Origin of the sequence: Micromonospora pattaloongensis (genome assembly GCF_900107255.1) — a bacterium.
Taxonomy (GTDB): domain Bacteria; phylum Actinomycetota; class Actinomycetes; order Mycobacteriales; family Micromonosporaceae; genus Micromonospora_I; species Micromonospora_I pattaloongensis.
In genome coordinates, this window is record NZ_FNPH01000008.1 from 133,689 (window position 1) to 155,296 (window position 21,608).

General features: G+C 73.6%; 22 protein-coding genes. 5 read left to right on the top strand and 17 right to left on the bottom strand.

Features of this window, described 5'->3' with window-relative positions; all coding sequences use genetic code 11:
* The first annotated feature begins 5 nt into the window (after positions 1-5).
* Together BLW47_RS19340 and BLW47_RS19345 are read left to right on the top strand one after the other, a co-directional pair.
* Positions 6-791, top strand: coding sequence for an enoyl-CoA hydratase family protein (locus BLW47_RS19340; RefSeq protein ID WP_091559705.1), 786 nt, complete (start codon positions 6-8; stop codon positions 789-791).
* A 144-nt stretch (positions 792-935) separates the two neighbouring features.
* Entirely contained in the window at positions 936-1,826 is an 891-nt protein-coding gene (locus BLW47_RS19345; RefSeq protein WP_175543715.1) for a hypothetical protein, read from the top strand.
* A 2-nt stretch (positions 1,827-1,828) separates the two neighbouring features.
* On the opposite strand, the gene BLW47_RS19350 is transcribed toward BLW47_RS19345, so the two are convergent.
* From BLW47_RS19350 to BLW47_RS19380, 7 genes are all read right to left on the bottom strand, one after another.
* Entirely contained in the window at positions 1,829-2,671 is an 843-nt protein-coding gene (locus BLW47_RS19350; protein WP_425435419.1) for a carbohydrate ABC transporter permease, read from the bottom strand.
* The gene (locus tag BLW47_RS19355; protein WP_091559708.1) at positions 2,668-3,648 is read right to left on the bottom strand and encodes a carbohydrate ABC transporter permease; all 981 of its coding nucleotides are present in this window, start codon (positions 3,646-3,648) and stop codon (positions 2,668-2,670) included. The genes BLW47_RS19350 and BLW47_RS19355 overlap by 4 nt, the downstream gene beginning before the upstream one ends.
* Positions 3,645-4,937, bottom strand: coding sequence for a sugar ABC transporter substrate-binding protein (locus BLW47_RS19360; protein ID WP_091559712.1), 1,293 nt, complete (start codon positions 4,935-4,937; stop codon positions 3,645-3,647). The genes BLW47_RS19355 and BLW47_RS19360 overlap by 4 nt, the downstream gene beginning before the upstream one ends.
* Positions 4,938-5,098: 161 nt before the next feature.
* A complete protein-coding gene (locus BLW47_RS19365) occupies positions 5,099-5,377 on the bottom strand; it encodes a GlsB/YeaQ/YmgE family stress response membrane protein (protein ID WP_091559715.1) in 279 nt (92 codons plus the stop codon).
* Positions 5,378-5,460: 83 nt separating this feature from the next.
* Positions 5,461-5,976 carry an NUDIX domain-containing protein gene (locus BLW47_RS19370; protein ID WP_091559718.1) on the bottom strand — a complete coding sequence of 172 codons (516 nt, stop codon included), beginning with the start codon at positions 5,974-5,976 and terminating at the stop codon, positions 5,461-5,463.
* On the bottom strand, positions 5,973-7,856 hold the full coding sequence (gene lepA, locus BLW47_RS19375; protein ID WP_091559721.1) for a translation elongation factor 4: 1,884 nt from the start codon (positions 7,854-7,856) through the stop codon (positions 5,973-5,975). Before lepA ends, BLW47_RS19370 begins: the two co-directional genes overlap by 4 nt.
* Before the next feature lie 95 nt (positions 7,857-7,951).
* Positions 7,952-8,488 (bottom strand): DUF4240 domain-containing protein, encoded by a 537-nt coding sequence (locus BLW47_RS19380; protein ID WP_091559725.1) that lies wholly within the window; start codon positions 8,486-8,488, stop codon positions 7,952-7,954.
* Positions 8,489-8,534: 46 nt separating this feature from the next.
* Here BLW47_RS19380 and BLW47_RS19385 point away from each other — a divergent pair, with 46 nt between their 5' ends.
* Both BLW47_RS19385 and rpsT read left to right on the top strand, forming a co-directional pair.
* Complete coding sequence (locus BLW47_RS19385; protein ID WP_091559728.1) at positions 8,535-9,518, top strand: phosphotransferase; 984 nt, start codon at positions 8,535-8,537, stop codon at positions 9,516-9,518.
* A gap of 113 nt (positions 9,519-9,631) precedes the next feature.
* Positions 9,632-9,898 (top strand): 30S ribosomal protein S20, encoded by a 267-nt coding sequence (gene rpsT / locus BLW47_RS19390; protein ID WP_091559730.1) that lies wholly within the window; start codon positions 9,632-9,634, stop codon positions 9,896-9,898.
* Positions 9,899-9,978: 80 nt separating this feature from the next.
* On the opposite strand, the gene BLW47_RS26090 is transcribed toward rpsT, so the two are convergent.
* From BLW47_RS26090 to pepN, 9 genes are all read right to left on the bottom strand, one after another.
* Entirely contained in the window at positions 9,979-10,920 is a 942-nt protein-coding gene (locus BLW47_RS26090; RefSeq protein ID WP_091559733.1) for a hypothetical protein, read from the bottom strand.
* Positions 10,917-11,900: a DNA polymerase III subunit delta gene (gene holA / locus BLW47_RS19400; RefSeq protein ID WP_091559736.1), complete on the bottom strand. Its 984-nt coding sequence runs from the start codon at positions 11,898-11,900 to the stop codon at positions 10,917-10,919. The genes BLW47_RS26090 and holA overlap by 4 nt, the downstream gene beginning before the upstream one ends.
* A 110-nt stretch (positions 11,901-12,010) precedes the next feature.
* On the bottom strand, positions 12,011-14,467 hold the full coding sequence (locus tag BLW47_RS19405) for a ComEC/Rec2 family competence protein (protein ID WP_091559738.1): 2,457 nt from the start codon (positions 14,465-14,467) through the stop codon (positions 12,011-12,013).
* Positions 14,464-15,315, bottom strand: coding sequence for a ComEA family DNA-binding protein (locus BLW47_RS19410; RefSeq protein WP_091559740.1), 852 nt, complete (start codon positions 15,313-15,315; stop codon positions 14,464-14,466). Before BLW47_RS19410 ends, BLW47_RS19405 begins: the two co-directional genes overlap by 4 nt.
* Positions 15,316-15,504: 189 nt before the next feature.
* Positions 15,505-16,353, bottom strand: coding sequence for a DegV family protein (locus BLW47_RS19415; protein WP_091559872.1), 849 nt, complete (start codon positions 16,351-16,353; stop codon positions 15,505-15,507).
* A gap of 161 nt (positions 16,354-16,514) precedes the next feature.
* Positions 16,515-17,144 carry a histidine phosphatase family protein gene (locus tag BLW47_RS19420; RefSeq protein ID WP_091559744.1) on the bottom strand — a complete coding sequence of 210 codons (630 nt, stop codon included), beginning with the start codon at positions 17,142-17,144 and terminating at the stop codon, positions 16,515-16,517.
* Positions 17,141-17,539: a ribosome silencing factor gene (gene rsfS, locus BLW47_RS19425; protein ID WP_091559748.1), complete on the bottom strand. Its 399-nt coding sequence runs from the start codon at positions 17,537-17,539 to the stop codon at positions 17,141-17,143. The genes BLW47_RS19420 and rsfS overlap by 4 nt, the downstream gene beginning before the upstream one ends.
* Before the next feature lie 105 nt (positions 17,540-17,644).
* A complete protein-coding gene (nadD, locus tag BLW47_RS19430) occupies positions 17,645-18,274 on the bottom strand; it encodes a nicotinate-nucleotide adenylyltransferase (protein ID WP_091559752.1) in 630 nt (209 codons plus the stop codon).
* Between the two features lie 53 nt (positions 18,275-18,327).
* Positions 18,328-20,835 carry an aminopeptidase N gene (pepN, locus tag BLW47_RS19435; protein WP_091559756.1) on the bottom strand — a complete coding sequence of 836 codons (2,508 nt, stop codon included), beginning with the start codon at positions 20,833-20,835 and terminating at the stop codon, positions 18,328-18,330.
* An 80-nt stretch (positions 20,836-20,915) separates the two neighbouring features.
* Here pepN and BLW47_RS19440 point away from each other — a divergent pair, with 80 nt between their 5' ends.
* Positions 20,916-21,134 (top strand): DUF397 domain-containing protein, encoded by a 219-nt coding sequence (locus BLW47_RS19440; RefSeq protein WP_091559875.1) that lies wholly within the window; start codon positions 20,916-20,918, stop codon positions 21,132-21,134.
* 53 nt (positions 21,135-21,187) lie between these two features.
* Here the strand turns inward: BLW47_RS19440 and BLW47_RS19445 are convergent, their stop codons facing one another.
* On the bottom strand, positions 21,188-21,592 hold the full coding sequence (locus tag BLW47_RS19445; RefSeq protein WP_091559759.1) for a hypothetical protein: 405 nt from the start codon (positions 21,590-21,592) through the stop codon (positions 21,188-21,190).
* Positions 21,593-21,608: the final 16 nt, after the last annotated feature.

Below are 21,608 nucleotides of genomic sequence, written 5' to 3' on the forward strand. Positions count from 1 at the left end.
CCCGCATGACCTCGACCGCCGACCAACTCGTCCGGGTCTCCACCGACCACGGCGTGACCACCCTCACCCTGGACAGCCCGCACAACCGCAACGCGCTCTCCACCGCCCTGATGACGCAGCTGCTCACGGCGCTGCGCGCGGCCGTCGACGACCCGCGCGTCCGGGTCGTCGTGCTCTCCCACACCGGCCCGGTCTTCTGCTCCGGCGCGGACCTGAAGGAGACCGCCGCGGCGTACGAGTCGGGGACCGTGCCGGCCGGGATGCTCGGCGACGTGCTGGCGGCGCTCTGGGAGTACCCGAAGCCGGTCGTGGCGCGCGTCGGCGGCCCCGCCCGCGCCGGCGGGCTGGGGCTCATCGCGGCGGCCGACATCGCGGTCTGCGCCCGGGACGCCACGTTCGCCTTCACCGAGGTGCGCATCGGGGTGGTTCCGGCGGTCATCTCGGCGACGGTGCTGCCCCGGCTGGCGCCGCGGGCCGCCGCGGAGCTGTACCTGACCGGGGAGACCTTCGACGGGGGGCGGGCCGCGCAGATCGGACTGGTCACCGCCGCGCCGCCGGCCGACGAGCTGGACGCGGCGGTGCGGGACTACTGCGCGGCCCTGGTCCGCGGCGCGCCCGCGGCGCTGGCCGGGGCGAAGGAGCTGCTGCGCCGCCGCCCGGCCGCTACCGTGCGTGAAGACGTCGCCGATCTGGGCGCGCTGTCGACCCGGTACTTCCTCTCCGACGAGGGCCGGGAGGGCGTGCGCGCGTTCCGCGAGAAGCGCTCCCCCTCGTGGGTGCCATCCACCTAATTGGAATCCGGGATAGTCCTGCGTCGTAACGGTGTCGAAGCGGGCGGCGAGGCATCAACGCGGCGTCCGGTGCGAAACGCCCCAGGAGGCCTCCGCAGGGTTCGGGTAATCGGGCGTACGCTGTGATACACGACTGAGGTGGGGGTGACGGTGCGTATCCGGGCGATGGTCGCGGTAACCGTGACGCTGGTGCTGGTCGCCGTGGTCGGGATCTTCGTCGTGCTGCGGCAGTGGAGCGGCCGGCTGGCGTTGCCGGGGGCGACCCGGACCTGCACGGTGCGCGCCGACGTTCCGGACGCGCCGGCCGGGGCGGCCCGCACGGTCACCCTCAACGCCGAGCAGATGGCCAACGCCGCCACGATCGCGGCCATCGGGACGCAGCACAAGATGCCGGAGCGCGGCGTGGTGGTCGCGCTGGCCACCGCGTTCCAGGAGTCGAAGCTGCTGAACCTGGCGGGCGGCGACCGCGACTCGGTCGGGCTGTTCCAGCAGCGTCCAAGCCAGGGCTGGGGCACCGTCGCGGAGATCCGCGACCCGCGGTACGCGACGAACACCTTCTACGCGGCGCTGAAGAAGGTCCGCGGCTGGGAGCGGATGCGGGTCACCGAGGCGGCCCAGGCGGTGCAGCGGTCGGCCTTCCCCGAGCTGTACGAGCAGTGGGCCGACGAGTCGCTGGTGTTGACGCGGGCGCTGCTCGGCGACGCCAGCGGCGCCGTCGCCTGCACCGTGTCGCGGGAGCCGGCGATGCGCGGCAGCGCCGCCGCCGCGGCGCTCGCCACCGGGCTGCTGCTCGACTGGGGCAACAACCTGGACACCGCGACGCCGGCCGAGCTGACCGGGCTGACCGTCTCGGCCGCGAGCACGCGGGCGGGCTGGCGGTACGCGCACTGGCTGGTGTCCCACGCGAGCGATCACGGGGTGAAGCGGGTGCGCTTCGGTGACCTGCAGTGGACGGCCCGGGACGGCAGGTGGGCCAAGGCCGACGACGCCCCGGACGCCCGCCGGGTGATCGCCGAGGTCTTCTCGGAGAGCTGAGCTCAGCCCTTGACCGCTCCGGCGACCAGCCCGGAGACCATCCGGCGCTGCACCAGCACGAAGAAGATCATCACGGGCAGGGTGAGCAGCGTCGACGCCGCCATCACCGAGCCCCAGGCCGTGTCGTCCCGCCCGAAGAAGAAGGTCATCGCGACCGGCAGCGTGTAACGGTCCTCGGTGCTGATGAAGGTGAGCGCGAAGATCAGCTCGTTCCACGCGGTGATGAACGAGAAGATGCTCGTCGCGACCAGCCCCGGCGCCACCAGCGGCAGCAGCACCCGCCAGAACGTCTGCCAGCGGCTCGCCCCGTCGATCGCCGCCGCCTCCTCCAACTCCCCCGGCACCGCCGCGACGAAGCCGCGCAGCATCCAGACCGCGAACGGCAGCGAGAAGCCGAGGTAGACCAGGACCAGGCCGGGCAGCTGGTTGTAGAGCCCGAGCCGGCGGATCATCAGAAACAGCGGGATGACCAGCGCCTCCAGCGGGATCATCTGCACCACCAGCAGCATGACCAGAAACGACGTGCGGAGCCGGAACCGGAACCGCGCCACCGCGGTGGCGGCCAGCAGCGCCAACAGTCCACTGAGGAGCACGGTGGCGACCGCGACGAGCGCGCTGTTGAGGAAGAAGTCGGTGAAGCTGACACCGGGGATCACGTCGCCGATCAGGACGTCGCGGTAGTGCCGCAGGGTCGGCTCGCGCGGCACCGGTTGCGGCGTGGCGCTGAAGATCTCCTCGTTCGGCTTCAGCGAGGTGGAGACCATCCAGAAGACCGGGAAGACCGCGAAGAGCGCCACCAGCAGCCCGGCGGCATTGACGGCGAACTTCCCCACTCCGCGCTTCACGACTCCTCCTGCCGCAGCACCATCCGCACGTAGATGCCGGTCACGACCAGCAGGATCGCGGTGAGGACCACCGCGATCGCCGAGCCCATCCCGAACTTCGGCGGGGGCGAGAACGCCATCGCGTACGAGTAGATCGACAGCATGAACGTCGAGCGGTCCTGGGTGCCGCCGGCGAGCACGTACTGCTGGGTGAAGACCTTGAAGTCCCAGATGGTCGAGAGCACCACCAGGATGCCGAAGACCGGCCGCAGCAGCGGAAACGTCACGGACCAGAACACCCGCCACGGGCCGGCGCCGTCGACGCGGGCCGCCTCCTGCAGCTCCGCCGGAACGCTCTTGAGCCCGGCGAGCACGCTGACCGCGACGAACGGGAACGAGTGCCACACCACCACGAGCGTCAGCACCGCGAAGAACGTCAACGGCGAGTTGAACCAGCCGTACCCGGTCCAGTCGGTCCGGCCGAACAGCGCCAGGGACAGCCCGTCGGGCAGCTGGTTGAACAGCCAGGTCACCAGCCCGCTGGTGTCGTCGAAGAGCCACTTCCAGACGATCGCCCCGGTCAGCGCCGGCGTCGCCCACGCCAGCATCACGCACCCGCCGACGAAGGCGGCCATCCGCCGGCCGAGCCGGTTGAGCAACAACCCCACCAGGGTGCCGAGGACCATCGTCAGCACCACGTTCGCGGCGGCGAAGAGCACGGTGTTGCGCAGCACCGTCCGGAAGAAGGGATCGCCGAGAATCTCGGCGTAGTTCGCCAACCCCACCCACGGCCAGGGCTGGTCCCCGCGCAGCTGACGGATGCCCAGCTCGTGAAAGGACATCGCGACCACCTGGCCGAGCGGCCACAGCAGCAGGACCGCGATGACCAGCAGGGCCGGCAGCAGCAACAGGTACGGCAGGCGGTCGCGACGGGGACGTCGCCGCGCGGTGGTCGGGCCCGCGGCGACGTCCTCCGACGTCCGGGTCAGCGTCGTCACTTGGCGTTGAGGATGCTTTCCATCTCGGACGCGGCCTCGGCGGTCGCCTGGTCGACCGTCTTCTGGCCCTTCATGACCGCGCTGTTCATGGTCTGCGTCACCGTCCTGGTCCGACTGACCTCCACCCACTTCGGCGTCACCGGGGTGAGCCGGGTGTTCTGCATCGTGCTGGCGAAGGCCGCCATGATCTTGTCGTCGCGGTACCGGCTGCCGCCGACGAGGTCGGAGTAGACCGGGAAGAAGCCGAGGTTGTCGGCGAACTTCTGGTCGTTCTCCTTCTTGAGCAGCACCGTCAGGTAGTCCCAGGCGAGCTCCTGACGCTTGCTGTCCTTCCAGATCGCCAGGTCCGAGCCGCCGGCGAACGCGGGCGCCGGCTTGCCGTCCGGGCCGGGGATCGGGAACGTGCCCCACACCTTCTCGATGTCGGGGTTGTCCTTCTTGATGGCGCCCTGCTGCCAGCTGCCGGCGAACGCCATCGCCGCCCTACCGGTGGCGAACTGCGTCCGCGCATCGATCTCGTTCCAGCCGGCCGCGGCCGGCGGCGCCACCTTGTGCCTGGTCACCAGCTCGGTCCAGAAGCTGACCGCCCGCCTCGCCTCCGCCGAGGTGTAGCCGGACTTCCAGGCGTCACCGTCCCGCGTGGCGATCTCCCCGCCCGCGGACCACAGGATCGAGTAGAAGGGCAGCTCGGAGTTGCCGGGCAGGGCGATGCCGTACGTGCCGGGCTTCTTGGCCTGCACCGCCTTGGCCGCGGCGACCAGCTCGTCCCAGCTCGTCGGCGGCTTCACGCCGGCCTCGGCGAACCAGTCGGTCCGGTAGTACATCGCCCGGACGCCGGCGTACCACGGCACGCCGTACTGGGCGCCGTCCAGCTGCGCGTTCTTCACCAGGTCGGGGAGGATGTCCTTGCCCTCCGGCCAGCCGGCCATCCGGGCGGTCAGGTCGGCGAGCGCGTCCTGCGCCGCCCAGCCCTGCGTCTCGGTGTTGCCCAGCTCCGTCACGTCCGGGCCGTCCCCACCGGCGAGCGCGGCCTGGAACTTCTTCGGCGCCTCGAGCCAGGGGATGTACTGCACGACCACGTCGGTGCCGGGGTGCTTCTGCCTGAACTCTGCCTCGACCCCGTCAAGGAAGGCGGTCTGCGCAGCGCTGCCGTCGCCCATCATCCAGACCGTCAGCTTGCTGTTGTCGGCCGCCTTGTCGGCGTCCGAGCCGCCACCGCACCCCCCGAGCAGCAGCGCGGCCGAGGCCGCCACGGCGGTGAACGGGACGACTGCTCTCCAGGTTCTCACGCCACTTCTCCTCGCGCCGTTTGGCATTTACCTACTTCGCCGCACGATAGTAGGTAAATTTCCTTTACGACAGAGGGTGCGTCGGGCGGAGAACGGGGCCGGACAGCGCGGGGGGCGCCCGACCGGCCGGTCAGGCGCCCCCGAGCTACGCGGTGACGAGGTCAGTAGCGGCTCACGCCACGACGCCCGCCGACACCGGCCACGATCGCCACACCGATCGCCGCCAGGACGACCTGGAGCAGAAGCTCGGTCCAGTCCACGCCCGACGTGTCGGCCAGACCGGCGGCGCGCGCGATCACGGTGCCGAGCAGGGCCGCGCCCACACCGATCAGCATGGTGAGCCAGATCGGGATGTTCTGCCGACCCGGGACCATCAGGCGGCCCAGGGCACCGATAACCAGACCAACGATGAGCGCCGTGATAATGCCGGTGACAGTCATGATGTCCTCCTCCGGGGGTTCACGTTTGTGGTGACCCGTAAATGCCCGACCCTCGGAGAATCCAAACCGGATCGATGTCCCGCTCACCCGCGCCGGCGCCGCCGCACCTCCGCCACCGCCGCGTCCATGGTCGGAAACGCCAGTGGCGGCGGATCGGCCAGCGCGAACCACCGCAGCCCGGTCGACTCGGCGGGGTCGAGGGTGATCTCACCCCCGTCGAGGGTCGCCAGGAAAAAGCAGTCGAGTACGGGCAGCAGCTCTCCCTGCCACTCGTAGTCACCCAGGTACATGCCGACGAACTCGCCGAGCACCACCTCGACGCCGAGCTCCTCGCGCCCCTCCCGGACGGCGGCGTCGGCCGGATGCTCCCGGCCGTCGCAGAACCCGCCCGGCAGCTCCCACCGCCCGGCCCCCGGTTCCGCCGCGCGCCGCAGCGCCAGGAACCGGGCGCCGTCGAGCACCACGAGTCCCCCGGTCGGACGCGGGTTGAGAAAGAGCTCGTAGCCGCAGCCGGCGCACCGGGTCGGTGGCGCGGCCGCCAGCGCCGCCGCACAGCGCGGACAGTACGCGGCGGCGCTGCCGTAACCGCGGGGCGTCACTTCTTTCCGCCGGCCGCCTTGCCCTCGCCGGAATCCGAGGTCGACAGCGCGGCGATGAAGGCCTCCTGCGGGACCTCCACCCGGCCGACCATCTTCATCCGCTTCTTGCCCTCTTTCTGCTTCTCGAGCAGCTTGCGCTTACGGGTGATGTCACCGCCGTAGCACTTGGCGAGCACGTCCTTGCGGATCGCCCGGATCGTCTCCCGGGCGATCACCCGGCTGCCGATCGCGGCCTGAATCGGCACCTCGAACTGCTGCCGCGGGATCAGCTTCTGCAGCTTCGAGGCGATCGTCACGCCGTAGTTGTACGCCTTGTCCTTGTGCACGATCGCGCTGAACGCGTCGACCGGGTCACCGTGCAGCAGCACATCGACCTTCACCAGGTCCGACTTCTGCTCGCCGGAGGGCTCGTAGTCCAGCGACGCGTAGCCCTTCGTGCGGCTCTTGAGCTGGTCGAAGAAGTCGAAGATGATCTCGGCGAGCGGCAGCGTGTACCGCAGCTCCACCCGGTCGGCGGAGAGGTAGTCCATGCCCAACAGGCTGCCGCGCCGCCCCTGGCAGAGCTCCATCACCGCGCCGACGTAGTCGTTCGGCGTCAGCACCGTGGCGCGGACGACCGGCTCGTACACCTCGGCGAGCTTGCCCGTCGGGTACTCGCTCGGGTTCGTCACGACGATCTCCGTGCCGTCGTCGGTGATCGCCCGGTAGACGACGTTCGGGGCGGTCGAGATCAGGTCGAGCCCGAACTCGCGCTCCAGCCGCTCCCCGATGATCTCCAGGTGGAGCAGGCCGAGGAAGCCGCACCGGAAGCCGAAGCCGAGCGCCCCGGAGGTCTCCGGCTCGTAGCTCAGCGCGGCGTCGTTGAGCTTGAGCTTGTCGAGCGCCTCGCGGAGGTTGGGGTAGTCGGAGCCGTCGATCGGGTAGAGCCCCGAGTAGACCATCGGCTTGGGGTCCTTGTAGCCGCCGAGCGCGTCGCTGGCGGGGCGGGCGTTGATGGTGACGGTGTCACCCACCCGGGACTGCCGCACGTCCTTCACGCCGGTGATCAGGTAGCCGACCTCGCCGACCCCGAGCGCCTGCGCCTTCTGCATCTCCGGCGAGATCACGCCGATCTCCAGCAGCTCGTGCACCGCGCCGGTGGACATCATCTTGATCTTGTCGCGCGCCTCGATCCGGCCGTCGATCACCCGGACGTACGTCACCACGCCCCGGTACACGTCGTACACCGAGTCGAAGATCATCGCGCGGGCCGGCTCGGCCGCCTCGCCGGTCGGCGGCTTGAACTGCCGGACGATCTCGTCGAGCAGGTGCGGCACGCCCTCGCCGGTCTTGCCGGAGACCCGGATGCAGTCCTCGGGCTCACAGCCGATCAGGTGCGCCAGCTCCTCGGCGAACTTCTCCGGCTGCGCCGCCGGCAGGTCGATCTTGTTGAGGACCGGGATGACGTGCAGGTCGTTCTCGAGCGCCAGGTAGAGGTTGGCCAGCGTCTGCGCCTCGATGCCCTGGGCGGCGTCGACCAGCAGCACCGCGCCCTCGCACGCGGCCAGCGACCGCGAGACCTCGTACGTGAAGTCGACGTGCCCCGGGGTGTCGATCATGTTGAGCACGGCGTGCTCACCCTGTCGCCCGCCCTCCCGGACCGTCCAGGGCATCCGCACGGCCTGGCTCTTGATCGTGATGCCGCGCTCGCGCTCGATGTCCATCCGGTCGAGGTACTGCGCGCGCATCTGGCGCGGATCGACCACCTCGGTGAGCTGCAACATGCGGTCGGCCAGCGTGGACTTGCCGTGGTCGATGTGGGCGATGATGCAGAAGTTCCGGATGCGGCCGGGGTCGGTCGCACCGGGGGCGTTCGCGCCGGGGTCGAGCGTGGGTGGCACGGCGGTCCGTTCTGGTCGGCTGTCTGCGGTGAACAACGGCCGGCGCGCCGCCGGCCACTCTCTATGCTCCCACGTCCCCCGGAGCGGCCGTCGGATCACTCCTCCGGCGGCTCCACGAAGAGCGCCGCCAGCTTCGGCAGCCGCCGCCGCGCCTCGTCCTCGTCGTCGAAGTCCCAGAACTCCTCCGGCCCCGACGCCGGCTGCGGCGCGTCCGCGGCGGGCAGCTCCGCCCCGGTCGCCCGCAGGTGCGCGCGGAACGCGACGCCGATCATGTCGGCCGCCTCCAGCTCCTGGCCGGTGGCCGCGGCCCGCCGCACCGCCGGCGACTCGGCGAGCGAGTCCGGCTCGGCGACCGCGCGGGCGAAGACCTCCCGCCCCTGCGCCATCAGCCAGCCGCGGAAGTAGTCGAAGCCATCGTCGGAGCAGCCGCCGTTGATCAGGTACGCCGCGCCCCACAGGTCCTCGCGGTAGGAGGCGGCCAGCACCCGCCACAGGTGCCGGTCCCATCCGACGATCTCGCTCGGCTCCAGGTCGGCCAGCGCCGACTCCAGGCGCGCGGCGACCGTCTCGGTGTCGCCGTCGCCACCGGCCCGCGCCTGGTCGATCAACGTCCAGAACTGCTGCGTGTCCATGGCGCGGCAGTGTGCCACGTCGGTCCGACACGGGCAGCATGGACGGATGTCCGCGAGTCCCGTGTCGCCGGTGCCGTACGGCGCTACCGCCGTACGGCCGGACTGGGCCGACCTCTCCGAGGCGCTGCGCGCCGCCGTCGCCGGCCGCCTCGGCGCCCCGGTCACCGGCGCGGTCACCGCGGGCGGCGGCTTCACCCGCGGCTTCGCGGCGGTCCTGACCACGGGGGCCGGCGACCGCGTCTTCGTGAAGGCCGCGTCCCGCGTCGACCAGCCGCACCTCGCCGACTGGTACGCCCGGGAGGCGGCGATCACCGCCGTCCTGCCCGGCGCGGTGCCGGCGCCCCGACCGCGCTGGACGCTGACCGCGGCCGGGCACGTGGTGGTCTGCTTCGACGCGATCCACGGTCACGTCCCCGGGCTGCCCTGGGACCGGCGGGAGCTCGACGCCGCGCTGTCGGCGTGGGCCACCGCGGCGGACGCGCTGCGCGAGCCCCCGCCCGGGCTGCTCGCCGTGGGGCTCCCCGCGCTTGCGGACCTGCTCCGCGCCGACCTGTCGTGGTGGAACGAGATCGCCGCCGGTCGGCACCCGCTGCCCGAGGTGCCGCCGCACGCCGCCGCCCGGCTGACCGAGTTGGCCACGCTGGAGGCGGCGCTGCCGGCGTACTGCGTCGGGGGTGGCGCGATCCACGGCGACCTGCGGCTGGACAACGTGCTGGTCGACCGGGCCGGGGCGGCATGGATCTGCGACTGGACCTGGCCCTGCCTCGGCCCCGCCTGGTTCGACACGGCCACTCTGCTCGTCACCGCGCACGCCAGCGGCCTGGACGCCGACGCGCTCTTCGCCGCGCACCCGACCGCCCGGCACGCGCCGCCCGACGCCCTGGACGGCGCCCTGGCCGCATTGTCGGGGTACTGGCTCACCGCGGCCATGTCCGGTCCGACGGACGCCTCCCCCGCGGTCCGGTCGCACCAGCGGTGGAGCGGCGAGACGGCGCTGGCCTGGCTCTGCGCGCGCCGGGGTTGGCGCTGAGCGGTTTTGGCGGTGCCGGGACCACCTGGTAATCTGGCGTTTCGCGCCTGGTGACGTGTTCCTGTCGCCTGCGCTCAAGCAAATCACCCGAACTACCAGGACGAGGCTGTCGCGTGGCGAACATCAAGTCCCAGATCAAGCGCAACCGGCAGAACGAGAAGCGCCGGCTGCGCAACAAGTCGGTCAAGTCGTCGCTGAAGACCGCCATCCGCAAGTTCAACGAGGCCAGCGAGGCGGGCAACGCCGAGCAGGCCAGCGTGCTGATGCGGGACGCCTCGCGCCAGCTGGACGTGGCGGTCAGCAAGGGCGTGATCCACAAGAACCAGGCCGCGAACCGCAAGTCGGCGATCGCGAAGCGCCTGCAGTCGCTCTCCGCCTGACGGATTCGACTCACAGCTGCACGGGCATCGTCCCGAGCCATCCGGCTCCGGACGGTGCCCGTTGGCCTGTTGGTGTCCCGTTACCGGTAGCGCCGCGTCGCCGACTGCCGTGAGCGCTGCTCCGGGGTGTCCGCCGGGTCCATCCGATCCGTCAGATCCATCCGCTGCCGCACCTGCCGGTGCAGGTGCTCCGCGGCGGGCGCGTTGACCGGGTGACCACCGTCGCCCGTCCGGTCGGCTGTCGCCGTCCCCGTCGGCGCCTCGTCGCCGTCCGGCGACGCCGCCGCCCGCTCCCCCTCCGCGGGTCGCTCGCCCCCCGCGGGTCGCTCGCCCCCCGCGGGTCGCTCGCCCCCCGCGGGTCGCTCGCCCCCCGCGGGTCGCTCGCCCCCCGCGGGCGTGGCCCCTCCGCCGGCCTCCAGCGTCGTCGTCCTGCCGCCCGCCGTGTGATCGACCGGGAGTGCGGCGTCGTGCCCGACGCCGACAGCCATCACGCCGCCGGGCGCGGCGACGGCGAGCTCGGCGGTGTCCCACTCCGCTGCCGCGGCGTCGACGCCGAGCGGCGCCGCCGCCTCGACGGCCGGCATCTCCCGAGTCGGGGTCGCGTCGGAGCCGCCACCGGGTTGCCACGCCGGGCGCAGGGCCACCGGCCCGGAACCGGGTGACGGAACCGGTGCCGGCGGCGCGGGCGCGCGGGCCCGACCGATCGCCGGCGTCACCTCCCGCCGGAACCGCGCCTGCTCGCGGTCGGGCACGTCGGCGGCCGAGCGCGCCACCGCTCCGGCCACCAGGTCGTTGATTTTGACCATGACGGCGACCGTCAGCGGAAGGACCAGCACCCCCCACCAGGTCACCAGCTCGGCAAGCGCGAGCAGCAGGCCGAACGCGATAACGCCCTCGAAGAACACGAAGCACAGGACGCCGCCGGGGTTGAGGTATCGCAGCCCGAGCATCCGCGCGTACAGCGGTCGCAGCCGGACCTGGTCGGGCGAGAGCCCGACGACGCCCGGCGGCTCCCCGGTCACCGCCGGGCGCTCCCCTGCCGCGCCGCCGCCACCGCGACCACCGCCCGTTCCAGGGCGTATCCCCGATCGTCGGCCCCGCCCTTGACCGCCGCGTTGCACTCCGCCGCCGCGTGCATCGCGTCGACCAGCGCCTCGGGCGTCCAGCCGCGGGCCCGCTGCTGCGCCTTCTCGATCTTCCATGCGGGCATGCCGAGGCTGCTCGCGAGCTGGAACGGGCTGCCCCGACCGGCGGCGGCGACCCGCGCGACGGTGCGGACGCCGTCAGCGAGCGCGTCGGCGATCGGCACGGGATCCACCCCGACGTGCAGCGCCCAGCGCAGCGCCTCGAGCGCCCCCGGTACGTCGCCGATCATCGCGGCGTCGGCCACGGTGAAGCCGCTCACCTCGGCCCGGCCCCGGTAGTAGCGCGCCACCGTGTCCGCCCCGATTTTCCCGTCGGTGTCCGCGAGCAGCTGCGCGCAGGCGGCGGCGAGCTCGCGCAGGTCGGTGCCGACCGCCGCGATGAGCGCCTCAGCGGTGTCGTCCGTGCACCGGCCGCCGCCGCGCCGGATCTCGTCGCGGACGAACGCGACCCGCTCGCGGTGCCCCTTGAGCTTGCCGGCCGGGACCACGGTCGCGCCCGCGGCGCGCAGCCCGTCGGCGAACGCCTTGCCCTTCGCACCCCCGGCGTGCGCGACCACCAGCGTCACGTCCGGGTCCGGGTTCTTCGCGTACCCGAGCAGCGCGGTCACCAGGTCCTTTCGGGCGTCCTGACCCGCGCGCAGGACCAGCACCCGGCGCCCGCCGAAGAGTGACGGGCTGAGCATCTCGGCGACCTCGCCGGGGGTCAGCGCTCCCGCCTCGTACTCGCGCACGTCCGCGCCGGGATCCGCGGCCCGACCACGCTCGACGGCCTCGGCCACCGCGCGGGTGGCGAGGAGTTCCTCGTCACCGAGGACGAGCACGATGGGGGCGGGATTCGCGGATGCCACGTCGGCCATCGTCGCATGCCGCCGGCCGCGTCGAATCAGGTCCTCCCGATGCGTATCAGACCGATCACCCTGCGCAAATCCAGACATTTCTCTGTTGCCGGCACCAAACATTCGAATAGCTACCGTCGCGCGGGCTCGTCCGCGCCTCGGACCGCGACCGCCAGCCCGCGGTCGCCGCGGACCGCGGCGAGATCACCGTCCACATCGGTGCGCAGCACCCGCGCCCCGCCGCGGGTCAGCCGGGCCAGCACCCCGACGTTCGGGTGTCCGTACCGGTTGCCGGAGCCGACCGAGACCAACGCCACCGCCGGCGAGATCGCGTCCAGGAATTCGGTCTCCTGGTAGGCGCTGCCGTGGTGGGCCACCTTCAACACGTCCGCCCGCAGTCCGGCAGCGCCGTGCCGCTCCAGCAGCGCCCGTTGCTCCTCGCTCTCGGCGTCCCCGGCCAACAGCACCGTGACGCCGCCGACCCGGGCCGACACCACCAGCGAGTTGTTGTTCGGGTCCGACCGCGTGCCGGTCAGCTCGCCCGGCGGGCCGACCACGGTCAGCTCCACGGCCCCTCGCCGGTAGGACCAGCCCGCCGTCGCCGCGAGAACCGGGACGGCGCGGGCGGCGGCCATCCGGTGCACGGCATCCCGCCCCATCGCCGGCTCCGGCCACGCCGTCGTCAGCACCGCCCCCACCTCCCGTCCCCGCACCACGCCCGCCAGCCCGCCGACGTGATCGGCGTGGAAGTGGCTCACGACCAGCAACGGCACGGCCCGGACGCCGAGCCGGCGCAGACATCGGTCGACCGGCGCGGGATCGGGGCCGGCGTCGACGACGACCGCCGTACCGGCCGAGACCGGCAGCACCACGGCATCGCCCTGACCGACCGCACAGACCGCGAGGACCCAGCCGGGGGGCGGCCACCCCGGCGCGACGATCCGGACGGGTAGCGCGCCGACCACCACCGCGACCGTCAGGACCGCGATCGCCCGGCGCAGCAGCCGGCGCCGGGCGGCCAGCAGCAGGACACCGCTGAGGAACGCGAGCAGCAGGCCGCCGGCGACGCCGTCCGGCCAGGGCAACGTCCCGGCGGGCAGCTGTGCGCCGTGCCGGGCGACCGTGACCAACCACCACGCCGGCCAGCCGCCGAGCCACGCGGCGATCTCGGCGCCGACCGGCCAGAACGGCGACAGCACCGCGGCGGCGACGCCGAGCACCGTCGCCGGCGCGATCGCGGGCACGGCCAGCAGATTCGCGGGTACGGCGACCAGGCTCACCGTGCCGGAGAGCGCGGCGACGACGGGCGCGCAGGCGAGCTGGGCCGCCGCGGGGATCGCCAGGGCCTCCGCCGCGCCGGCCGGCACGCCCCGGTGGCGCAGCGCGTCCCGCCAGCGCGGCGCGATCAGGAGCAGCCCCGCCGTCGCGCAGACCGAGAGCGCGAAGCCGGCGTCCCCGGCGAGCGCCGGATCCAGCACGACCAGCGCCGTGACCGCGGCGCCGAGCGCCGGCAGCGCCGCGCGGGGGCGGCCGGCGGCGAGCGCCAGCAGTCCGACGGCCCCCATCGCGGCGGCCCGGACCACGCTCGGCGACGGCCGCGCCAGGATCACGAAGCCCACCAGCGCCACCGCGGAGACCGCCGCGGCGGGCCACGGCCCGGCGCGGGCCCACCGCGCCAGCAGCAGGACCAGCCCGATCACGATCGCGACGTTGGAGCCGGAGACCGCGACCAGATGCGTCATCCCGGTGGCCCGGAAGTCCTCTTCCACCGCCGGATCCAGCCGGCTGGTGTCCCCCACCACCAGGCCCGGAAGCAGCCCGCCCGGCTCATCCGGCAGCGGCACGCACGCCCGCTGCAGGCCGGCCCGCAACGAGCCCGCCGCGCGCTGCGCCCACGACGGCCGGCCGCGCGGCACCGGCGCCCGGTCGGTGGAGAGCACCGCGGCGTGCAGGTCACCGCCGCGCGACGGCAGCAGCCGGCCGGTGACCGTCACCGCCTGGCCCGGCAGCAGCGGCAGCCACCCGGGGTGGCTGGCGAGCACCAGCACCCGGGCCGGGACCGAGACGGGGCCGGTCCTCGGGCCCTCCGGGCGCAGCTCCGACAGCTGGGCGGAGAGCAGCACCACCGGCGGACGTCCGGCCGCGCCGGCCACCGGGCGAGGATCGTCGCGCACGACGAGGTCGGCGGTGACGGTGGCGTGCTCCCGGACGAGCGCGGCGAGCGGCTCCGCGTCGCGCACCGCGATCCGGGCAGCGGTCGCCGCGCTCCCGCACACCACTCCGAACAGCACGACCGCCACGATGCGGGCCCAGCCGTCGCGCCCGGCCCACCTCGCCCGGCCGACCGCCGCGGCCCACCGCCGACCGACTGCCGGCGGTCGGCGCCCGGCGGCTGCCACGGTGACGAGCGCGGCGATCGCCGCCGCTGCCGCGAGCGTGGCCCCGGCACGGGCGGACAGATGGAGGCCGGCGAGGGCCGACAGCCAGGCGGCGATCGCCAGCCCGGCCAACCGCAGGTCCGGCGGCTCGTCCGGGAGCGGGCCCGTTCCACCACCGTCGGCCCGCGTCGCGCGATCGGCCCGTGTCACACGGTCACCAGCTCACGGAGCTGTTCGAACCGGGCGTCGCCGATGCCGTCCACCTGGCGCAGGTCGCCGACCGACCGGAACGCTCCGTGCCGCGCGCGGTGGTCGAGGATGCGCTGCGCCAGCACCGGCCCCACCCCGGGCAGCGCGTCGAGCTGCGCCACCGTCGCCGTGTTCAGATTGACCTTCCCGCCACCGGGCCCACCCGGCGCGCCGGGCACGGCCTCGCCCGGCCCGCCGGCCCCCGGCACTGCTGCGCCGGGTGGGGCCGTCACACCGACCAGGATGAGTTCGCCGTCGGTGACCTTGCGCGCCAGGTTCAGCAGGGCGACGTCGGTGCCGGGCAGCGCGCCCCCGGCGGCGTCCAGGACGTCGGCGACGCGGGCGCCGGCGGGCACCCTGACCAGCCCGGGGCGGCGTACCCGACCGGCGACCGCCACCACGACGACCGCGCCCTCGGTCGCGGCGGCCGGAGCGGACGGAGCCGCGGACGCGGCCGTCGTCACGTCCGGCCGCGCGTCCGCCACCGGCTCGACCCGCGGCCGCGACCGCCACGCGAACACGCCCGCCCCGACCACCACCACGGCCGCGACCACGGCCAGGGCCTTGACGCCGGGACGTCCGGGATCGAAGGCGCCAAGGCCGTTCAGTCGGCTGGGCAGCGGCAGCGGCGCGGCGGGGGCGCCGGGACGCTCGGCGGCCGGACCGACGGCCCGATCTTCGGCGTACGTCTCGGCCTCACCCGCGGTGGACGGCGGGCCGGCGGATCGCAGGAGCGGCGGCAACGCGGGAGTCCCGGCCGTCAACCGGATCAGCCGATCGCGGACCAGCGTCTCGTCATCGTCGGGCACGCGCCGACCGTAGGCCGCGCCCCGCGCGTGCGTCGCGGCGGCGACGGCCGACTGTGGACAGGACGGGTCGCTGTGGAAAACGCCCTGATCAAGCGGACATCTGCTATGGAGGCCGCTGGCCACACTGGCGTGGCGGCGCCGGCTGCCATGGGGCGTAACCTGCTGACCGGCCAGCTCCCGGCACGGCCGCTAATCGCGGCAGTGCACGACCAGGCAGGCGAGCCCGGGGCCGACGTGGGCGGCGACCACGGCGCCGATCTCGGTGACGTAGCAGTCCCGCAGCCGGCCGCCGAGCCGCCCGGCGAGCGCGTCGGCCAGCTCGGCCGCGCGCCGCGCGCCGTCGAGGTGGTGGACCGCGACGTCGACGTCGGACTCCCCCGCCGCCTCGACGGCGAGGTCGACCAGCCGGGTCAGCGCCCGCGCGGCGGTGCGGACCTTGTCGCGGAGCACGATCGCGCCGTCCACCATGTGCAGGATCGGCTTGACCGACAGCGCCGTGCCGAGCAGCGCCGACGCGGCGGTGATCCGGCCGCCCCGACGCAGGAACTCCAAGGTGTCCACATAGAACAGGGTGCTGGTCCGGTCGACGGTCTCGAGTGCGGCCCGGCGTACCCCCGCGAGGTCCTCGCCGCGCGCGGCGGCCGCGCCCGCGGCGAGCGCCGGGAAGCCGAGCCCCATCCCGGTCGATCGGGAGTCCACGACGACCACCCGGTCGCCGATGTCGGCGGCGGCCAGCCGGGCGGCCTCGATCGTGCCGGAGAGCCTCGCCGACAGGTGGACCGACACGACGCCGTCGGCGCCCTCGTCGAGTAGCCGCCGGTACGCCCGCGCGAACTGCTCCGGCGCCGGGCGCGAGGTGCTCACCGCGAACCGTCGTTGACCGAGCGCCCGCGCGACCTCGGCGGGAGTGATCTCGTCGCTCTCGCGTCCCTGAGCGCCGTCGACGACCACGGTCAGCGGCACCACGGTGAGGTGGTGCGCACCCGCCAGCTCGGCCGGCAGGTACGCGGTGGAGTCGGTGACGACCGCGACGGGCATGCCGGCACGGTAGCCGACCGGCGCGCCGCCCAGAGCCCCGCCCGCCCGCCGTCCCGGCGGCTGATCACGCCGGCTCCCCCGGACGTCCATGAGGTTTGCCGCCCGGGACGGCCGCTACCGCGCTCCGAAACTCATGATCATCGGCGAAAGGCCGGAGAGTCTCAGATGGGCGCGGGGGCGCTGGACTGCGTGGTGGCCCCGGTGTTGTGGGCGCGCAGTTGCCAGCCGCGGACCTCGTCGTGGCGCAGCTCCGTCCAGTAACAGTTGCGCAGCGGCCCGACCGTGCGCAGCACCGCCGGGGGCCAGCCGAGCACGTGTCCGCAGCCCTGGCGGGCGGCCCCGCCGTGCGTGGCGATCACGATCGTGCCGCCGGGCACCGCGTCGGCCGCCTCCTGCAACGCCTCCCCGACCCGCTTGCCGAGGTCGTCGAGGCTCTCGACCTCACAGCCCGGTGCCTGGTCGCCGGCGCGCCAGCGGGCGTACTCGGCCGGGTAGCGCTCGGCGATGGTCGGCATGGTCAGCCCCTGCCACAGCCCGTAGTGGCGCTCCCGCAGCCGCGGGTCGGTGGCCACGGGCAGCCCGGTGAGCGCGGCCAGCGCGGCCGCGGTGTCGGCGGCGCGCTGCAGGTCGCTGGCGACGATGGCGTCGGGGCGCAGCGCGGCCAGCAGCGGCGCGGCGGTCGCGGCCTGCTCCCGGCCGAGATCGTTGAGCGCGGTGTCGGTCTGCCCCTGGACCCGGTCGGCGGCGTTCCAGTCGGTGTTGCCGTGCCGCCAGACGATCAGCCGGGTCATTCGGTGGAGCCGGCCTCGGCGCCGGCGAGCGCGCGGTCGACGAAGGGGATGGTCGGACAGTCCTTCCAGAGCCGGTCCAGCGCGTAGAACTCGCGCTCCTCGTCGTGCTGCACGTGCACGACGATGTCGACGTAGTCGAGCAGCACCCAGCGCCCGGCGCGCTCGCCCTCGCGGCGCACCGGCTTCGCCTTCTCCGGCAGCTTCAGCAGCTGCTCCTCGATCGAGTCGACGATCGCGAGCACCTGCCGCTCGTTGGTCGCCGACGCGAGTACGAACGCGTCGGTGATCACAAGCTGGTCCGCGACGTCGACGATCACGATGTCGTGGGCCTTCTTGTCCGCCGCGGCCTGTGCAGCCGTCAGGGCCAGCTCGGTGGCGCGCTCCGACGCGCTCATTCGCCCGTCCCCCGCCAGCCGCTCCGCTCGCTCACCCGCACTCCTTCGATAGACCGTGTGACCTTGTCTAGCCTCTCACACGCGCCACGGCGGCGGCTGGCGCAGTCAGCGCTGGGAAGGGGACGACGAGGCCGAAATCACCCCCTGGTAGAGACCGCGCTTGGCGATGTACTGGACCACGCCGTCCGGCACCAGGTACCAGACCGGCTTGCCCGCGCCGACCCGCGCCCGGCAGTCCGTGGAGGAGATCGCCATCGCGGGCACCTGCACCAGGCTGACCGTGTCGGCCGGCAGGTGCGCGTCGGAGAGCTCGAAACCGGGCCGGGTGACCCCGATGAAGTGGGCCAGCTCGAACATCGTGGCCGTGTCCTTCCACGACAGGATCTTCTCCAGCGCGTCGGCACCGGTGATGAAGAAGAGCTGCGTCTTCGGGCCGTACTGGGCGCGCAGGTCGCGCAGGGTGTCGACGGTGTAGGTCGGGCCGCGGCGGTCGATGTCCGCGCGACTGACGTGGAACCGGGGATTCGAGGCGGTGGCGATCACGGTCATCAGGTAGCGGTCCTCGGCCGGGCTGACCCGCAGGGCGCCCTTCTGCCACGGGTCCCCGGTCGGCACGAAGACGACCTCGTCGAGCCCGAACCGGTCGGCGACCTCGCTCGCCGCCACGAGGTGGCCGTGATGGATGGGGTCGAACGTCCCACCCATGATCCCGACCCGCCGGTGTGCTTCCGCCATCGACGCATCGTATGCCGATCATCAACGGCGCCGCGCCGGGACCGCCGCGCCGCTCAACACCGGGCGCGCAGCGCGCGTCCCAGGTCGTCGTCGGCGTCGGTCACCGCCCGGCGCAGGCCCGGCTCCAGGTCGTCGCGGGCGAGCAGCGCCGCCGCCGCCTCCCGGGTGGTCGCGGCGACGGCGTAGTGCGGAAAAGCCAGGCTCGCGACCCGTTCGGCGACCCAGCCGGTACGCAGCCGCGCGGCGGCCGGCATCTCGGCGAAGTACCGGGCGACGTACGGCGCGGTCAGCTCGAGCTGCTCCGGCTGCCAGAAACCCTCGGCGTTCGCCTCGACGATCCGGTTCGACACGGTCGTGTCGGCGACGATCACCTGCCACGCCCGTTCCTTCGCGGCGGCCTCCGGCAGCGCGGCCCGGCACCGGGCCGCCCACTGCTGGCCGGTCGCGCTCCGGTCGCTCGCGGCCTCGGCGGCGATCTCCCGCTCCCCGGCCGCCCCGAGCACGGTGAGCCGGTGGACCAGGGTCCAGCGCAGGTCGGTGTCGACAACCAGACCGGCGGGGACGTCCCGGTTGGCCAGCCAGTCGGTCAACAATGCCGGGTCGGCGCTCGCCCCGATCAGGCCGCGGGCCGCGGCGAGCTGCAGGGAACCGCCGGCGGGGGCGGCGGCGAGCAGCCGTCCGCACGCCTGCGCGACGTGCCCCACCGCCGCCGGGCGGGCGCCGGGCTCCAGGTAGCGGTCGATCAGCGTACGGCTCATCGCCAGCACGTCCTCGACCACGACCACCTCGGTCTCGACGGGCAGCGCGGCGAGGATCAGCGCGACCAGGTCGGCGACGGGGCGTTCGCCGTCCCGGACCGCGTCGATGGCCTCGCCCCAGAGCACGGCGCGGGCCAGCGGGTCGGCGAGGCCGGGCAGCAGCGCCGGTACGGCGGCGGCCGACGCCGGATCCAGGCGGATCTTGGCGAAGGTGAGGTCGCCGTCGTTGAGCAGCAGCAGCTCCGCGGCCCGCTCGCCGCGCAGCCGCGCCAGCACCGTGCGTCCGTTGTCGGCGGCCGGGTCGAGGTCCACCTCGATCCGCTCGCGCAGCGTCACGTCGGCGCCGGCCCGGTCGTACAGGCCGAGGCCGATCCGGTGCGGGCGCAGCACCGGATGGTTCGGCGGGGCGGTCTGCACCACCGCGACCTCGGCGTAGCGCCCGTCCCCGTCGAGGGTCACCTCGGCGCGCAGCGTGTTGACCTGGGCGCGACGCAGCCACAGGTCGGCCCAACCCGACAGGTCCCGTCCGCTCGATTCGGACAGCGCCGACAGCAGGTCGGCCAGCGTGGCGTTGCCGAAGGCGTGCGCCCGGAAGTACGCGCACAGCCCGGCGAGGAACGCCTCGTCCCCGACCCACGCGACGAGCTGGCGCAGCACCGAGGCGCCCTTGGCGTACGAGATGCCGTCGAAGTTCAGCAACGCCCGGGCCGCGTCGGCGACCTCCGGTGGCGCGACCGGGTGCGTCGACGGCCGCTGGTCCGCGGCGTACCCCCAGCCCTTGCGCCGCATCCCGAAGGTGGTCCACGCGCGGGCGAAGCGGGTGGCCTCGGCGGTGACCCGCGTCCCCATGTACTCGGCGAACGACTCGTTGAGCCACAGGTCGTCCCACCAGCGCATGGTGACCAGGTCACCGAACCACATGTGCGCCATCTCGTGCGCGATCGTGGTGGCGCGCTGCTCGCGCTGGCCGTCGGTCACGGCGGAGCGGAAGACGTAGTCGTCGCGGAGCGTCACCAGGCCCGGGTTCTCCATCGCCCCGGCGTTGAACTCCGGCACGAACGCCTGGTCGTACGTGCCGAACGGATAGCGCACCCCGAACAGCGCATGGAAGCGGTCCAGGCAGGCCCTGGTGATGGTGAAGAGCTCGTCGGCGTCCGCGTCGAGGTGCGCGGCCAGGGAGCGCCGGCAGTACAGCGCGAGCGGGACGCCGTCGTGCTCGTCGCGGCGGACGTGGTACGGCCCGGCGATCAGCGAGACGAAGTACGTGGCCAGCGGCGGGGTCGGGGCGAACTCCCAGCGGCCGTCGCGCGGCTCACCGGCCGGCGCGCCGTTGGCGGCCACCGTCCACTGCGGCGGCGCGGTCACCGCGAGGCTGACCGGCGCCTTCAGGTCGGGCTGGTCGAAGGCGGCGAAGATCCGCTGGGCCTCGTCGAGGAAGGACATCGCGTACAGGTACGTCTCGCCGTCGGCGGGGTCGACGAAGCGGTGCAACCCCTCCCCGGTGTTCGAGTAGGCCATCTCGGCCTCGACGGTCAGGGTGTTCTCGGCGCGCAGCCCGGTCAGCGGGAACCGGTTCCCGGCCAGCGCGCCCGCGTCCAGCGCCACGTCGTTGAGCCGCACGGCGAGCAGCCGCGCCGGCTTGATCTCGACGAAGGTGGCCGCGCCGGGGGTGGCCCGGAACCGGATCGTGACCGTCGACCGGAAGCCGGCGTCGCCGAGGGTCAGGTCCAGGTCGACGGTGTACGACTCGACGGTGAGCAGCGCGGCGCGCTCGGCGGCCTCGGTGCGGGTCAGGCTGCGCATCGGTCCATCCTGCCCCATCGATCGCGGCGGTTGCGGTATAGCCTTCCATCGTGACCGATGCCGCACCGCAGAACCCGGCGATCACCCACCACCCGAAGGGCGACTTCGACCTGTCCCGCGCCGTGTGGCAGCGGGCCGAGGGAGACGACTCCGAGGGTGCGGTGGAGATCGCGTTCGTCGACGACCTGATCGGCATGCGCAACTCCGCCGACCCGGACGGCCCCGTGCTGGTCTTCACCCAGGCCGAGTGGGACGCGTTCGTGGCCGGCGCCCAGGACGGCGAATTCGACCTGGACTGATCGCTCGCCCGCGACCGGCCGGCGCTCGGCCCGCTGAGCCGGGCGTGCGGCGGTCAGAGCGCGTCGTCGAGCAGAATCCGGCGTTGGTCGGCCGGGGTCATCAGGTGCACGCCGAGCAGCCGCACGTTCAGGGAGTTGCAGACCTGGTACGCGGCGTGGAACCACACCCGGTCGGGATCGCTGACGGCGCTGGAGCCGGGGCGGGTGAGTACGACGAGCAGCGCCCCACCGTCGCCGCTCTCGGCCAGCGCGCGCGCGAAGATCGAGATCGTCTCGGCCGCGTCGTCCGGCCCGGGGCTCGGCGGCACGTCCTCGACCGGGCAGTGCATCCGCACCTGGTTGTCGACGTCGCAGAGCACGAACCGGACACCGTGCCGGCCCCGCTCCCAGGGTTCGAGCGCCGACCCCAGGTGCGCGTCGATGGCCTCCGGACTGTCCAGGACCGGCGAATCGCTCATGGCATCACATGGTGTC

What these genes read in the sequence shown, in the direction of transcription:
- BLW47_RS19340 (WP_091559705.1), top strand. Translation starts at nt 6, where the DNA reads ATGACCTCGACCGCCGACCAACTCGTCCGGGTCTCCACCGACCACGGC.
- BLW47_RS19365 (WP_091559715.1), bottom strand. Translation starts at nt 5,377, where the DNA reads ATGACTGTCACCGGCATTATCACGGCGCTCATCGTTGGTCTGGTTATC.
- BLW47_RS19380 (WP_091559725.1), bottom strand. Translation starts at nt 8,488, where the DNA reads ATGGACACGCAGCAGTTCTGGACGTTGATCGACCAGGCGCGGGCCGGT.
- BLW47_RS19385 (WP_091559728.1), top strand. Translation starts at nt 8,535, where the DNA reads ATGTCCGCGAGTCCCGTGTCGCCGGTGCCGTACGGCGCTACCGCCGTA.
- holA (WP_091559736.1), bottom strand. Translation starts at nt 11,900, where the DNA reads ATGGCCGACGTGGCATCCGCGAATCCCGCCCCCATCGTGCTCGTCCTC.
- BLW47_RS19415 (WP_091559872.1), bottom strand. Translation starts at nt 16,353, where the DNA reads ATGCCCGTCGCGGTCGTCACCGACTCCACCGCGTACCTGCCGGCCGAG.
- BLW47_RS19420 (WP_091559744.1), bottom strand. Translation starts at nt 17,144, where the DNA reads ATGACCCGGCTGATCGTCTGGCGGCACGGCAACACCGACTGGAACGCC.
- rsfS (WP_091559748.1), bottom strand. Translation starts at nt 17,539, where the DNA reads ATGAGCGCGTCGGAGCGCGCCACCGAGCTGGCCCTGACGGCTGCACAG.
- nadD (WP_091559752.1), bottom strand. Translation starts at nt 18,274, where the DNA reads ATGGCGGAAGCACACCGGCGGGTCGGGATCATGGGTGGGACGTTCGAC.
- pepN (WP_091559756.1), bottom strand. Translation starts at nt 20,835, where the DNA reads ATGCGCAGCCTGACCCGCACCGAGGCCGCCGAGCGCGCCGCGCTGCTC.
- BLW47_RS19445 (WP_091559759.1), bottom strand. Translation starts at nt 21,592, where the DNA reads ATGAGCGATTCGCCGGTCCTGGACAGTCCGGAGGCCATCGACGCGCAC.